Source organism: Rhodococcus sp. AG1013 (genome assembly GCF_003350365.1).
GTDB lineage: Bacteria > Actinomycetota > Actinomycetes > Mycobacteriales > Mycobacteriaceae > Prescottella.
Genome location: NZ_QQAT01000006.1, coordinates 164,437 through 178,153, shown reverse-complemented (window position 1 = coordinate 178,153; position 13,717 = coordinate 164,437). Strand labels below are relative to the sequence as shown.

13 protein-coding genes and 6 tRNA genes are annotated in these 13,717 nt (G+C 67.6%); 6 read left to right on the top strand and 13 right to left on the bottom strand.

Annotated features, from left to right (window positions below; all coding sequences use genetic code 11):
- Positions 1 to 29: 29 nt before the first annotated feature.
- Both hsaA and DEU38_RS10630 read right to left on the bottom strand, forming a co-directional pair.
- A complete protein-coding gene (gene hsaA, locus DEU38_RS10635; RefSeq protein WP_114721002.1) occupies positions 30 to 1,208 on the bottom strand; it encodes a 3-hydroxy-9,10-secoandrosta-1,3,5(10)-triene-9,17-dione monooxygenase oxygenase subunit in 1,179 nt (392 codons plus the stop codon).
- A gap of 309 nt (positions 1,209 to 1,517) precedes the next feature.
- Positions 1,518 to 2,120: a TetR family transcriptional regulator gene (locus DEU38_RS10630; RefSeq protein WP_114720848.1), complete on the bottom strand. Its 603-nt coding sequence runs from the start codon at positions 2,118 to 2,120 to the stop codon at positions 1,518 to 1,520.
- 314 nt (positions 2,121 to 2,434) lie between these two features.
- On the opposite strand from DEU38_RS10630, the gene DEU38_RS10625 reads away from it, so the two are divergent.
- Positions 2,435 to 3,193: an IclR family transcriptional regulator gene (locus tag DEU38_RS10625; protein ID WP_114720845.1), complete on the top strand. Its 759-nt coding sequence runs from the start codon at positions 2,435 to 2,437 to the stop codon at positions 3,191 to 3,193.
- A gap of 32 nt (positions 3,194 to 3,225) precedes the next feature.
- Here the strand turns inward: DEU38_RS10625 and DEU38_RS10620 are convergent.
- The 10 genes from DEU38_RS10620 to DEU38_RS10575 all read right to left on the bottom strand — a co-directional run bounded on the left by DEU38_RS10620 (position 3,226) and on the right by DEU38_RS10575 (position 7,319).
- Positions 3,226 to 3,302 (bottom strand) — tRNA-Phe (locus DEU38_RS10620).
- A gap of 54 nt (positions 3,303 to 3,356) precedes the next feature.
- A tRNA-Asp gene (locus tag DEU38_RS10615) sits at positions 3,357 to 3,430 on the bottom strand.
- A gap of 136 nt (positions 3,431 to 3,566) precedes the next feature.
- Positions 3,567 to 3,643 (bottom strand) — tRNA-Phe (locus tag DEU38_RS10610).
- Positions 3,644 to 3,698: 55 nt separating this feature from the next.
- A tRNA-Asp gene (locus tag DEU38_RS10605) sits at positions 3,699 to 3,772 on the bottom strand.
- Between the two features lie 49 nt (positions 3,773 to 3,821).
- Positions 3,822 to 3,894, bottom strand: a tRNA-Glu gene (locus tag DEU38_RS10600).
- Between the two features lie 114 nt (positions 3,895 to 4,008).
- Positions 4,009 to 4,665, bottom strand: coding sequence for a TetR/AcrR family transcriptional regulator (locus DEU38_RS10595; RefSeq protein WP_114720842.1), 657 nt, complete (start codon positions 4,663 to 4,665; stop codon positions 4,009 to 4,011).
- Positions 4,666 to 5,050: 385 nt separating this feature from the next.
- Positions 5,051 to 5,123, bottom strand: a tRNA-Lys gene (locus DEU38_RS10590).
- A 392-nt stretch (positions 5,124 to 5,515) separates the two neighbouring features.
- Positions 5,516 to 6,253, bottom strand: coding sequence for an MBL fold metallo-hydrolase (locus tag DEU38_RS10585; protein WP_114720840.1), 738 nt, complete (start codon positions 6,251 to 6,253; stop codon positions 5,516 to 5,518).
- Between the two features lie 96 nt (positions 6,254 to 6,349).
- Entirely contained in the window at positions 6,350 to 6,892 is a 543-nt protein-coding gene (locus DEU38_RS10580; protein ID WP_114720999.1) for a hypothetical protein, read from the bottom strand.
- Between the two features lie 106 nt (positions 6,893 to 6,998).
- Positions 6,999 to 7,319 carry an MmcQ/YjbR family DNA-binding protein gene (locus DEU38_RS10575; protein ID WP_258557781.1) on the bottom strand — a complete coding sequence of 107 codons (321 nt, stop codon included), beginning with the start codon at positions 7,317 to 7,319 and terminating at the stop codon, positions 6,999 to 7,001.
- An 81-nt stretch (positions 7,320 to 7,400) separates the two neighbouring features.
- On the opposite strand from DEU38_RS10575, the gene DEU38_RS10570 reads away from it, so the two are divergent.
- Positions 7,401 to 8,003, top strand: coding sequence for a hypothetical protein (locus DEU38_RS10570; protein ID WP_174908367.1), 603 nt, complete (start codon positions 7,401 to 7,403; stop codon positions 8,001 to 8,003).
- Here the strand turns inward: DEU38_RS10570 and DEU38_RS10565 are convergent.
- Positions 7,902 to 9,209, bottom strand: a complete 1,308-nt coding sequence (locus tag DEU38_RS10565; protein ID WP_114720836.1) for an MFS transporter — start codon at positions 9,207 to 9,209, stop codon at positions 7,902 to 7,904. The two genes, DEU38_RS10570 and DEU38_RS10565, sit on opposite strands and share 102 nt — an antisense overlap.
- A 96-nt stretch (positions 9,210 to 9,305) precedes the next feature.
- Between DEU38_RS10565 and DEU38_RS10560 the strand changes: the two genes are divergently transcribed.
- From DEU38_RS10560 to DEU38_RS10545, 4 genes are all read left to right on the top strand, one after another.
- On the top strand, positions 9,306 to 10,223 hold the full coding sequence (locus tag DEU38_RS10560; protein ID WP_114720833.1) for a LysR family transcriptional regulator: 918 nt from the start codon (positions 9,306 to 9,308) through the stop codon (positions 10,221 to 10,223).
- Positions 10,224 to 10,411: 188 nt separating this feature from the next.
- Positions 10,412 to 11,365 carry an acyl-ACP desaturase gene (locus DEU38_RS10555; RefSeq protein WP_114720830.1) on the top strand — a complete coding sequence of 318 codons (954 nt, stop codon included), beginning with the start codon at positions 10,412 to 10,414 and terminating at the stop codon, positions 11,363 to 11,365.
- A gap of 98 nt (positions 11,366 to 11,463) precedes the next feature.
- Positions 11,464 to 12,606 (top strand): tRNA dihydrouridine synthase DusB, encoded by a 1,143-nt coding sequence (gene dusB, locus DEU38_RS10550; protein WP_114720827.1) that lies wholly within the window; start codon positions 11,464 to 11,466, stop codon positions 12,604 to 12,606.
- A gap of 76 nt (positions 12,607 to 12,682) precedes the next feature.
- Entirely contained in the window at positions 12,683 to 13,624 is a 942-nt protein-coding gene (locus DEU38_RS10545; protein ID WP_114720824.1) for a DUF5996 family protein, read from the top strand.
- The last annotated feature ends 93 nt before the right edge of the window (positions 13,625 to 13,717 follow it).

Sequence of the window (13,717 nt, the reverse complement as noted above, 5' to 3'; positions counted from 1 at the left end):
CCTCCTCCTCGATCCGCTCGCGCGGCGCGTCACACCCACGCGTCGCGAATGTCGTGCCCCAGTTCGCTGCGCCCGAAGAGCGCCAGAGCCTGATGCGGGTCGTTGATCACGTGCGCCCGGCCCGCGTGCGCGTCGCGCCAGAACCGCTGCATGGGGGTCCCCCGCCGCAGCGCGGCACCACCGGCATGATCGAACAACCGATCGATCGCCGCGACCGCCATTCCGGTGGCGCTCACCTGATCACGACGAACCTTGGCCCGCAGGGACAACGGCAGTCGATCACCGTTCTCCGCGAGCAGGGACAGCCGGGAAATGTTGCTGTCCAACTGCATCCAGGCGAGCTCGATGTCGCGGGCGGACTCGGCGAGGGCCATGTGCACGTGGTTCTCGTCGGAGTTGAGTCGCCCGCCGATCACCGTCTGCACCCGTTCCGCGGTCAACGCGGTGAACGCGGAGTACGTACCGTCGGCCATCCCCACGATCGGCGCCGAGATGGCAGTGGAGAAGACGACGGAGAACGGAAGACGGTACAGCGGAGCAGGATTCACATCCTGACCAGGACCGACGCACTGCACGGTCGAGGCGAAGCTCAGGGTGCGGTACTCGGGAACGAAGGCATCTTCGATGACGATGTCGTTGCTGCCGGTGCCCCGGAGTCCGACCGTGTCCCAGACGTCGTCGATCGTGTAGTCACGAGCCGGCACGAGAAACGTGCGGAAGTCGATCGGGTCCCCGGCGTCGTCGACGACCAGACCACCCACCAGAACCCAGTCAGCGTGCACCGACCCGGACGAATAACTCCACCGCCCGGAGAAGAAGTACCCACCGTCGGAAGCGATCGCGCGGCCCATCGGCGCGTACGCCGAGGACATCAGCGTGTCCGGGTTCTCGCCCCACACGTCGTCCTGTGCGCGGGGATCGAACAGCGCCAGGTGCCACGGGTGTACACCCACGACTGATGCGACCCATCCCGTGGAACCGCACGCACTCGCGAGCGCCCGCACCGCCGCGTAGTAGTCGCGCGGATCGGCCTCGTGGCCGCCGAATCGACTCGGCTGCAGCAACCGGAAGTGCCCGGCATCGGTGAGTGCGCGGATCACGTCGACGGAGACCTCCCGAGCGTCCTCGACATCCTGGGCCCGTTCGCGCAACTCCGGCAGGAGCGCCTCGATGTCGCGCAGTACATCCGCGACTTGCCGGTCACCCATCGAGCCCCAATCCCCGCCGAGGTCATCCCGGCCACGTCCGAACCGACCGATACCTCGGACGATCACCTCCACTGGCCCAGAGATTAGAACAGGGTACAGATTTTGTCGATCATCGGAGCGGGCAACCGCTCGGCGAGCGCCCGTCGCGAATCACCGACCCGCCACTCGACACATCACCCAAACTGGTCAAATAGCCATTTCAGCGCGCGGTACCGTCTCCCCGGGTCGCGGCTCGGGCGCGTCCCGGAAAAGCGGTGGAATCTGTTCTAGATACTCGCCCGAGGAAAGGGCGTTCGCCCGGTCTGCCGCTCATCCGTAGTCGGCGAGTACCAACCCGGCGACGTCCTCGACATTGCGCATGGCCTGCGCGTAACTGATGCGCCCGGCGATCCAGAGCGCCATGGCCGACAGCATGGCCCCGTCGATGGCAAGGATCGCCGTGCGCGCCACGTCCTCCGGGACCCCGTCCATCAACTCGAGCATCGCGGCATGGTTGTCCGCGGCCCGACGCCGCATGGACTCGCGCACGTAGGGGTCGGACGACGTCGTCAGTTCCAGGTCGAGTCGCGCAAAGTTGGGCCCGCGCTGAAATGCCCGCATCTGCCGTCGATACAACGACACCACGCGATCACGGACGCTGCGGGGATCCCTCGTGTCGGACTCGCGGGCACGTCGACGCTCGGCGGCCAGCTTGCGCGACAGCCGATCGTTCCAGGCGACCATCGACGCGGCCATCAGGTGCGCCTTGGTCGGGAAGTACCTGTACAGGGTGCCCAGCGCCACCCGCGACCGCTCGGACACCTCCCGCATCTGGATGCGGTCCGGTTCCACCTCCTGCAGCAACTCGATCACCGCGTCCGTCAGCGCCGCTCGCCGCGCCCGCTGGCTCGACGTCATCTCCGCGGTCGCCATCGGAGCCTCGCACTCAGGTCGCACCCGGCCACGGTAGCCGACACACAACCCGCGCGACGCCTGCGCCCCAGCCTCTAGATTTGAAACAATGTTCTCGTTTACTCTGAAACACTGTTCACCATCGAGGGTTTCGACAACCAGTTCGTACCAACGAGTAACCGGCGACCGGACACTCGCGGCCGCCCCCAGCTTGGCGCCGCAGCGGCGGGGTGGGTATAACTCAGGTATTGCTCGGTACTACTCGGTATTACTCGGTATTACTCGGTATTACTCAATGGACCGGATCTCCGACTCGGCCGGCGATTGGAGGACACGTGACTGTCATCGACGACAACCTGGATGTCTCGGCTTCGAGCGTGCCACCGACCATGGCCGAGCGGATCACGCTGATCCTCGATCAGTTCGACGGCGCCGGCACCCGGCTGACCGCGGAAGAACTGGTCCAGCTGACCCACATCCCCCGGTCCACCACACATCGGATCCTGGACCAGCTCACCCAACTGAACTGGCTTCGCCACAACCGCTTCGGATACCGCCTCGGCTGGCGGGCGATCGCCCTCGGGCGCAGCACCGAACGCGACGAACTTCGGGCCGTCGCCGCCCCGCACCTGCATCAACTCCATCTGCGGACGCGACTGATCACGCACCTGTCGGTGCTCGACGGCCGTGACATCGTGTGGCTGGACAAGGTCGGCGGACGCTGCGCAGACTCCATCGCCACACGCGTCGGTGACCGCAGCCGAGCGGATCGCACCGTCGAGGGGCGCTCGATGCTCGCGCTGTTGCCCCCGGAGCACGTCGACGCGCTGTATCGGGGTGCGCTGGCGCCGGCGGCGCTGTCGGACCTGCATCGGCAACTGGGGATCATCAGGACCCGCAGCGGCCGGGCTTGGGACACCGATCCGTCCGGCGTGCTGTCAGTTGCCGCCGCCATGTGCTCCGGCGAAACCGATTCGGCCCAACTGGGTTGCATCTCGCTGCGCGGCCGGGTCCACACGGATCAGCTGCAGCGGGCCCTGCCGCTGCTCGCGGGGGCGACACGGATGATCTCGGCACGAATCGCCGAGGGATGAGGGAAGACCGAGGACAAGCTCGGTACTCGAAGTGGTGGCCAGAGCCGGGATCGAACCGGCGACCTTCCGCTTTTCAGGCGGACGCTCGTACCAACTGAGCTACCTGGCCGGAAGACACCCGAACGAATGTCTGTCGCATCGAACCGTATCCGACTCGAATGAGCGACCCTGACGGGACTCGAACCCGCGACCTCCGCCGTGACAGGGCGGCGCGCTAACCAACTGCGCCACAGGGCCTTGCTGTTACTGCTGGTGAAACTGTACTGCTGGTGGAACTGTACTGCTGCCACGGGAGCCGGCACATGCAAGGGCTTGCATGCGAAGACTCCGCGATCGAGTTGTCATCCTCGTTGCGGAGTCTGTCGACTTCCTGTGGTGGCCAGAGCCGGGATCGAACCGGCGACCTTCCGCTTTTCAGGCGGACGCTCGTACCAACTGAGCTACCTGGCCGGACGGCACCCGAACCGAATGCCTATCGCGCCCCACCGTTTCCGGTGAGACAAAGCGACCCTGACGGGACTCGAACCCGCGACCTCCGCCGTGACAGGGCGGCGCGCTAACCAACTGCGCCACAGGGCCTTGCTGTTACTGCTATTCAACTGTACTGCGTACTTCAACGAGCGAAGCGTACCCCCTACGGGATTCGAACCCGCGCTACCGCCTTGAAAGGGCGGCGTCCTAGGCCGCTAGACGAAGGGGGCCCGTCGGATTGCTCCGGCCAGTACCCTCAACGGCGTTCCGTTGGGAGCTTGCATAGCTTAGGGCACCGATTTCGCAAACCACAAATCGCCTGATCAGGGGCCGCAAAGGCGGAATCACTCCGGCCCTGCGGCAACCGTCTCCACCGGCCATCCCTCACGGCGCCACTTCTCCAGCCACGCCTCCGACGCCATCCCCGCGAGAACCACCTCGAGCGTCTCCTCGAACCTTGCCCGCAGGTCGACCTCCTGCGCCGTGAGGTCGGACATGTACCGCTGGCCGGCCAGACCGGCCGCGAGGACCCGCGTGAACTTCTCCGCGTCGGCGCCCTCCCGGACCAACCCCTCGCGGCTGGCCCTCTCCACCAACTCGTGAGCGGAACCGCCCCACACGCTCGCCCCGCCGTTCTGCACGTCGGAGTAGAACTCCGGCTCGATGATCAACCGGAACTCCGCCTGCACGATCGCGTCGGACAGGAACATCCGCGCAACGTCGTCGATGAGACCGTGCAGTACCTCGAAGGGGTCGAGATCCGTCCGGCTCATCCACCGGTCCGTCGTCTCCTTGAACTTTTCGAGAGCGGCGCCCAGCACCGCGCGCCCGAGCTCCTCCTTCGATTCGAAGTGGAAGTACATCGCGCCCTTGGTCGCGTGCGAACCCTCGAGGATTGCATTCACCGACGCTGCCGCGTATCCGCGCTTACTGAACTCGACTGCGGCCGCTTCCACGATCGCAGCGCGAGTCCGCCGCGCACGTTCCTGTTGACGTGCCATTGCGCTACTCGCCTCCGAAAGCCGTAACGCCGGCCGATTGATCGGCCAGCTGCCACCCGCCCGAAAACCAGACTAGTCCCCTTGTGCCCGGGTCCGAAACAGCAATGCCCTGACCTCGGGCTTCGACGACACAGGCCCAAAAACACACCGAATGGTATAATTTTCCCGGCTCGGGTGTGCTGCAGGGGGTGCGCACCCGAGCCGTTCCACAGCCGGAATTCCCCGGCGCCGCACAGCCGGGCATCTCGTATCCGGGCAGCGGAAAGCTCCGGCCGCGGAAGCGGCCGCACCGCGCGTCGAATCAACTCGTCGACCGATGCCGTGCATCACCCGGAACACCGAGAGCAGAAAACCCCCGCCAGGAAGATCCTGGCGGGGGTCTGAGTGCCCCCAGTAGGGCTCGAACCTACGACCTGCGGATTAAAAGTCCGTAGCTCTACCAACTGAGCTATAGGGGCGTGCGGGCAGCAGTCTAGTGGGATCCGCCGGCTCGTGGGAACTTCGCCCCCGACAATCGCGATCACGACGAGGATCGGTGCAGCGCCGGAGTATCCGGCCGTCGGTGTACCGGCGAGGGAGAATGTGCCGCACCCGTACACCGACGACCGCCCTCCCCCGAGGGTTCGACGAAGGGCCCTCATCGGGAAGAAATGGCGAACGCCCCGTCTCCAGACTGACGGGGCGTCCAGCAGAACCGTCGACAGCACCCGAAACCGACGGTCGACCTCTGCGCGAAGAGGCATCAACAGATCACCACACCGCACCGGGTCACGGAAGGCCTGACGCGGATGTCGGGAGCAAGGACCCACGAACGAGGGACGAAGGGCCCACGGTCCCGGACGATCTCGGCTCAGCGCCGCCGGCGAGCCAATTCGGCGTTCAAGCGCTCGTCGTACGCGACCGCCAGTTCGCGCAGCGCCGTTGGACAGTCGCCGTGGAAGGCCGGACCGTGCATCAGTCCCAGCGCGGCCGGTTCGAGGTCGGCGAGTTCGGACAGCGTCGACCCGAGCGCCGGGGTCAGCGCCGTCGCGTGCCCGAGGTCCTCCGCGGCCAACGCCGGTTCGACGATGTCGTGTTCGGTCTGTGCGGGCAGTTTGCCGAATGCGGTGAAGAAGTCGCCACACAGCAACGTCGACGTCGTCTCCTCGAACATCAGGCCGGCGTCCCAGCCGTGCGGAATGTGCGGGGTCTCGATACGCCGCACCCGGCGGCCACCGATGTCGATGACCTCGCCGTCCTGCAGTGGGCGGGGCGGGCGATCGGCGAGGTATCCGACCTGGACGAAACACCCCATCGCACCGTGCGCCACCTCGGCATCGGGAGCCGCTGCCAACCAACGGTTCATCGAGCCGCTCTCGTCGGCCTCGACGTGTCCGAACGTGATCCAGCGCAGCGTTTCGACAGGTAGCAATCGGGCGGCCGCGACCGAGACGGAGGGGAACAGTACGGGCAGACCGGTGTGGAAGAGCAACGGCTCCTCGCCGAGGATCAGGAACTGGTTCATCACCAGATTCGCGTCGTCGACGAACGTCGACAGACGGAAGATGCCGGCTGCGATCTCGGTGATCTCAGTGGCCTCGGTATCCACGGCTCTACCTCACAAACGCGCCCCCTGCCCAGACTGCGCCGACGACGGGTTCGGTGCAAGACGAGGGCGCGCCGACCGACCTCGCGCGACGGGCGATCACATCTCTGGCCCCGGCGCCTCCCCCGACGACTCCGGCTCCCGCTGATGAAGATCGGCGCGCAACTCCGTCAACTCCTCGCCGCGTTTGCGGTACCGGACGTTGAGGAACACGACGGCCGCGAACACGAGAACACCGATGATCGCTCCCCACAGCGACGCTCCGCGGAATCCGGGCGCGTCGACGTCCAGCGTGCGTTCACCCGCGTGCGCGGCACTGCTGCCACCCAGGACCACTGTGAGCGTCAGCAGGTTCGGGATCGCGAACACGAGGCCGAGCACCAGACTCGTGAACACCCAGACCCGCGCGTGCTTGCGATGACGCGAGCGCCACGCGAGATAGAACAGCAGCAGCGGAACCGCCGTGCACAGCGCCCCGTACAGCAGCCCCCACGTGATGCCCTGGGCAAAGCTGCCCGACGACAGCGAGCCGACACGCTGCGCCCACCAGCGCGGCAGGAATGCGGCCAGGATGAAGTACGCGACGACCAGTGCCGCCAGGATCACCCCGGCCCAGATCGCCTTCCTCGCCCACGGAGGCATCCCTGCCTTGGACGGTGTGGTGGTGGAGGTGTCGCTCACTTCGGTCCTCCCGTCGTCGGCGCCCCGTCCTCGGCGAGAACGATGCGCGCCAGGGTCTTCGGCGCGATCAGCGTGTACGACGTGCGTAGCCACTCACGCAGTTGAGCCCACCATTCCTCGCCGCCGTCGGGCGGCACCGCGGTGGAGACCAGCCGTGTCGACCCAGTCCGTAGCCGGCCGGCTCGATACCGGACTCGGTCGCCACGACCGCTGCGGCCTCGTCCACAGGCAACTTGAACGACAGGCTCGTCGCGTCGGCGTCGCTGAAGACGAAGTTCTTGCCCCGCACGCGGAAACTGGGGTGCCCACCCCACTCCTCGATCTCGACCCGCTGAGCCTCCGGCAGTTCGTCGACGATCCGCTGCAGGCGGCTCATGTTCGCGACCATGGCGCGATTGTGTGCCTCCCACACGCACGGCCGCAAGACTTTCGACGGGACGATGCGGTCTCTCGATGGTTCGATGGGGCGGTGACTCGAACACCGGCGACCACGAACACGCGCACTCGCGGCATCACCGCCGTCATCGAGGGGTTCTTCGCCTTCATGTGGTTCGGCTGGGGATCGGCCGAGGCGCCCGACTGGCTCCGCACGGTGCTCCTGGTGGGTCAGGTGGTCGCCGGACTCGTCGTGATCGTGGGCATCATGACGGCGGTCCGCAGCACCGGGGAACACACTCCGATGGCCGATCCACAGGTACGACGGCGGTACAACGTCGTCGTGGGCGCCGAGTTCGGGGTCCTCTTCGCCGGTGCGATTCTGCTGGGATCGCTCGGGCTCGGGGCGTGGACCGCGGTGTGGATCTGCGCCGGTGTCGGTATCCACTTCTTCCCGTTGGCCCGAATGTTCGGCGACCTGTGGCTGGTCCCGCTGGGCGTGGCAGTCACCGCGATCGCGGTGGTGGCGCTCGTCGTCGGGCTGGCCACCGACGTCGCACCGAGCACCGTCACCGGACCGGGCGCCGGACTGCTGCTACTCGTCGCTGCCGTCGCGGTGCTCGCGACGTCCCGGCCCGCCGGCCGACGCCCGGACGCGTCGACCCGGTCCGGGGCGCGACTGCCGGAACATCCCTGAGGCTCCTGCTACTGCGATCACCAGCAGCACACCGACGAACCCGACCGTCGCCGGCCAGCCGCCCCACGCATAGGCGACACCCGCCGCGGCCCCGGCGACACTCGACCCCAGGTAGTACGAGAACAGGTACATCGACGACGCCTCCGCGCGATGCTCGGTGGCGAGCAACCCCACCCAGCCGCTGGCCACCGAATGCGCGGCGAAGAAGCCGCCGGTGAACAGCAGCATCCCCAGCAGGACCAGCGGCAGCAACGGCGTCAGCGTGATCACCAGCCCGGCCGCCATCACCGCCACCGCACCGAGCAGGACCGTCGCACGCCCGAATCGGTCCGCGGCGGCGCCCGCCGCAGCCGACGTGTAGGTGCCCGCGAGGTACATCAGGAACACCAGACCCACCAGCGCCTCGGGCAGTGAGAACGGCTCCGCGAGCAGCCGGAAGCCGAGGAAGTTGTAGGCGGATACGAAGCCGCCCATCAGCAGGAACCCCAAGGAGAACAGCGTCGCGAGCGCCGGATTACGAAGGTGTCCAGCCAGATTCGCGAGCACGATCCGCGGATGCACGCGCTGCGGCCGGAAGTTGCGCGACGGCGGGAGCTTGCGGGTCATGACCACGGCGAGCACCAACGCCAGCACCGACGCCGCCTCCATCGCCCAGCGCCACGACGCGACGCCGAGCACCGCCGACGGGACGAGCCGGCCCACGAGACCGCCGATCGTGGTGCCCGCGATGTACCGACCCATCGCCGATCCGAGATCGCGGGAGCCCACTTCCTCGGCGAGGTACGCCATCGCGACCGCCGGAATCCCGGCCAGTGCCATCCCCTGCACGGCCCGCCCGACCAACAGCACCTCGATGCTCGGACTCAGGGGCACCAGCACCCCGAGCACACTCGACACCGCCGCGGAGGTCACCATCACCCGGGTCCGGCCGAAACGCTCCGACAGCACGCTCGCCGGAATGATCGCGACGGCCACCATGCCGGTCGTGACCGACACCGCGAGCGCGGCCACCGCCGGGGCCACCCCGAAGTCGTCCGTCAGCGCCGGCAGCAGCGCCTGCGCCGAGTACATCGAGACGAACGTGGTGAGTCCGGCCGCGAACAGCGCGAGGGTGATCGCGCGGTACTCCCGCGATCCTCGGGTCGGGCGATCGTCGCGCGGGTTCGTCGCCCCCGCGACCGTCTCTCCCGCGACCGTGTTCTTCATGCATCTGCCTCCGTCGACCATCTTCGCGATGCGACGTAGACAAAGGTAATGCATTTCTCAACAGCTGTTGATGCATCCTGTGCATAAGCTTGCGGGGTGGAACTGATCGAGAGCCTGCGCTGGTTCGTCGCACTCGCCAAGACCGAGCAGGTCACGGCCGCGTCGGACATGCTGCGCATCTCCCAGCCGACGTTGTCGCGTCGCCTGGCCCGGCTCGAACGCGACCTGGGCGTCGCACTGTTCGACCGCCACGGACGCCGGCTCGAGATCAACGACAGCGGGCGGGTGCTCCTCGAGCACGCACGCCGGGCCCTCACCGAGCTGTCGACAGCGCAGCGGGAGATCGCGACACTGGGCAGCCCCGACGGTGGAACCGTGCGGCTGGGCTTCCTGCATTCGTTCGGAACCCGGCTGGTCCCGGAGGTGCTGCGGGCCTATCGCGACGAGCGCCCCAAGGTCACGTTCTCCCTCTACCAGGACGCCGCCCAGGCCCTCGTCGACCGCGTCGTGGAGGGCCGCGACGATCTGGCGTTCGTGTCACCGAGGCCGCGGACGCCGCAGGTCCAGTGGGCCGCGGTCGCACACCAGCGACTCGCCCTCGCGGTCCCGGCCGGTCACCCGCTGAGCAGCAGCACCTCCCTGGACCTCGGCGCCGCGGCCGACGAACCGTTCATCGGGATGCACGAGGACTACGGGATGCGTCGCATCTTCGACGAGTTGTGCGCCGAGGCGGGCGTCGTGCCGACCGTGGTCTTCGAGTCGAGCGAGCTGGCCACCATCGGCGGCCTGGTGTCGGCGTCGCTCGGTGTCGCGGTGATGCCGTGGCAGGAGCCGCACGCCTGGCCCGAGGGCGTGACGCTCGTCCCCCTGCGCGGCGCCGGACGCGATATCGGCATCGTCTGGGCGAGCGGACGGCCACTGCCGCTCGCCGCGGAGCGGTTCCTCCGATTCACAGCAGATTCACAGTGGGGAGAAGCGTGGAAAACGGGCTCCCCGAAGGTCACCGACGTGTAACGTCCGACACAGACGACACGGTGAACTCGGTATCGGCGAGGCCACAGGGGACGTGCCGCCCCAGGGGGATTACGCAGCGGCATCCACTGCCACCCGGCCCCCTTCCCTTCAAACCTACGGTACCGTAGGTTTGCAGCACGTTCCCCGAGGAATGCGTGTCCCCCAACTCGTTACGGAGGCAGAATCGGATGTCGCGGGATCTCACCCAGCTCGAGCTGCTGCAGGAGCTGCAGCCTGTTGCCGAAGAGAACGTCAATCGGCATCTCTCGATGGCCAAGGATTGGCATCCGCACGATTACGTCCCGTGGGACGAGGGCCGTAATTTCGCCGCCATGGGCGGCGAGGACTGGGATCCCGAGCAGTCTCGCCTGGGCGAGGTCGCCAAGGCCGCGATGATCACCAACCTGCTCACCGAGGACAACCTCCCCTCCTACCACCGCGAGATCGCCGAGAACTTCTCGCGCGACGGCGCCTGGGGCACCTGGGTGGGCCGGTGGACCGCCGAGGAGAACCGCCACGGGATCGTGATGCGCGACTACCTCGTGGTCACCCGCGGCGTCGACCCGGTGGAACTCGAGAACGCCCGCATGATCCACATGACCAACGGCTACAACTCACCGGCCGGCGACAGCGTGGGCCTGCTGCACTCGGTCTCGTACGTGACGTTCCAGGAACTCGCGACCCGCGTCTCGCACCGCAACACGGGCAAGGCCTGCCAGGACCCGGTCGCCGACAAGATGCTCCAGCGCATCGCGGCGGACGAGAACCTCCACATGATCTTCTACCGGAACATCTGTGGCGCGGCGATGGACATCGCACCCGATCAGACACTCAAGGCCGTGACCGACATCATCAAGAACTTCCAGATGCCCGGCGCCGGTATGCCGAACTTCCGCCGCAACGGCGTGCTGATGGCCAAGCACGGCATCTACGACCTGCGTCAGCACCTCGAAGAGGTCGTGATGCCGGTGCTCCGCAAGTGGAACGTCTTCGATCGCACCGACTTCACTGCGCGCGGCGAGGACACCCGCGAGGAACTGGCGGTGTTCCTCGAGGATCTCGAGAAGCAGGCCACCAAGTTCGAGGAGATGCGCGACCGGTCGCTGGCCCGCGAGGCCGCGCGCGCCGAGAAGGCCTCCTGACAGGTCGCCACCTGCCCCGTTGCAGCTATCCTGTGCCCGGTACCGGATTCGGTACCGGGCACAGTCTTTTCTCCCGTAGTAGTTATCCCGAGGTCTTCATGTCACCCCTTCGCATCGGCCCCCTCGAGCTGGGCAGCCCGGTCGTGCTGGCCCCCATGGCCGGCATCACGAACGTCGCGTTCCGCACCCTGTGCCGTGAACTCGAACTCGAGCGCGCCGGAAGCACGTCGGGCCTGTACGTCTGCGAGATGGTGACGGCGCGCGCACTGGTCGAGCGGCATCCGGTGACGATGCACATGACCACGTTCGGCCCCACCGAGACGCCCAGGTCGCTGCAGCTGTACACCGTCGACCCCGAGATCACGTACGCCGCCGCGAAGATGATCGTCGACGAGAACATGGCCGACCACATCGACATGAACTTCGGCTGCCCCGTCCCCAAGGTCACCCGCAAGGGCGGCGGCTCGGCGCTGCCGTACAAGCGCCGCCTGTTCGGGCAGATCGTCGCCGCCGCGGTGAAGGCGACAGAGGGCACCGACATCCCGGTGACGGTGAAGATGCGCATCGGCATCGACGCCGAGCACCACACGCACCTCGACGCGGGACGCATCGCCGCCGCGGAGGGTGCCGCCGCCGTCGCGCTGCACGGCCGCACCGCGTCGCAGCGCTACTCGGGCACCGCCGACTGGAGCGAGATCGCCCGGCTCAAGGAACACGTCACCGACATCCCGGTGCTCGGCAACGGCGATATCTTCGCCGCCGAGGACGCCGCGAAGATGATGGCCGAGACGGGCTGCGACGGTGTCGTCGTCGGACGTGGCTGCCTGGGCCGACCGTGGCTGTTCGCCGAGCTCAGCGCCGCCCTCAACGACAAGCAGATCCCGACGCCACCGACGCTCGGCGAGGTCGCCGCGATCATGCTGCGGCACGGTCGGTTGCTGGCCGACCACCACGGCGAGGACCGCGGCATGCGCGAGATGCGCAAGCACATCGCGTGGTACATGCGCGGGTTCCCGGCCGGCTCGGAACTGCGCAACGGGATGGCCCGGGTGTCCTCGCTCGCCGAACTCGAGGGCTTCCTCGGCCAGCTCGACCCGACGGTGCCCTTCCCCAAGGACGCCGAGGGCCCGCGCGGCCGCCAGGGTTCGCCCGGCACCGTCGCGCTGCCCGACGGCTGGCTCGACGACCCCGAGGACACCCTCGTCCCCGAGGGTGCCGACATCATGCATTCCGGCGGATAGCCCCGGCCGATCACCACCGACGCCTAGACTCCGGAGAAGCTGCAGATCCTCGAGGATTCTTCCGGAGGGAGACGTCGTGGCCGCTTCACCCACCGATTCCGATGTCTGGCCCGCACTGCGGGTCGCGGACTGGGAACCCACCCGCGACACCCTGCACATGTGGACGCAGATCGTCGGCAAGGCCCGTCTGGCCCACACCCCGCTGGTCAACCACTGGTGGCAGGTGCCGCTGTACGTGAGCGCGCGGGGACTGACGACGTCGGCGATCCCGTACCGCAACCGCGTCTTCGACATCGAGTTCGACTTCTGCGACCACCGCCTGACCATCCGTGACAGCAACGGATCGGCGCGGGGATTCGCGCTCGAACCGATGCCGGTCGCGAAGTTCTACACCCTGATCACCGGCGCGCTCGACGAGTTGGGCATCGAGACACACATCACGGCGACCCCTAACGAGGTGGTCACGGCGATCCCGTTCGCCGAGGACACCGCGCACGCGTCGTACGACGCGCACGCGGCCAACCTGTTCTGGCGGCAGCTGATCCAGGTCGACCGCGGGATCCACGAGTTCCGGTCCCGTTTCCTGGGCAAGGTCAGTCCGGTGCACTTCTTCTGGGGCTCGTTCGACATGGCGTGCACCCGGTTCTCGGGACGCACCGCGCCGAAGCATCCGGGTGGCGCACCCCACTGCGGCGACTGGGTGATGGTGGAGGGCTACTCACACGAGCTGTCGAGCTGCGGGTGGTGGCCCGGAGGCGGCGAGGAGGGCGCGTTCTACTCGTACGCCTACCCCGAGCCCGACGGTTTCGCCGACTACCCGGTGGCGCCCGACCAGGCGTTCTACAGCACCGAGCACCGCCAGTTCCTGCTGCCCTACGAGGCCGTCCGGACCGCGGACGCCCCCGACGCGACGCTGCAACGATTCCTGCAGACCGCATACGAGGCGGCCGCCGACAACGCCGACTGGGATCGCGCCGCGCTCGAGTGCGATCCGCGGCGGTGGCGTTCGAGCCGCTGATCTTCGCGCGCCCGCCTCCAACTGCGACAACCGAACTCCCGCGCGCGCACTGATGCCACGGAGGGCATCCATCAGTATCATTGCGACGTCGTC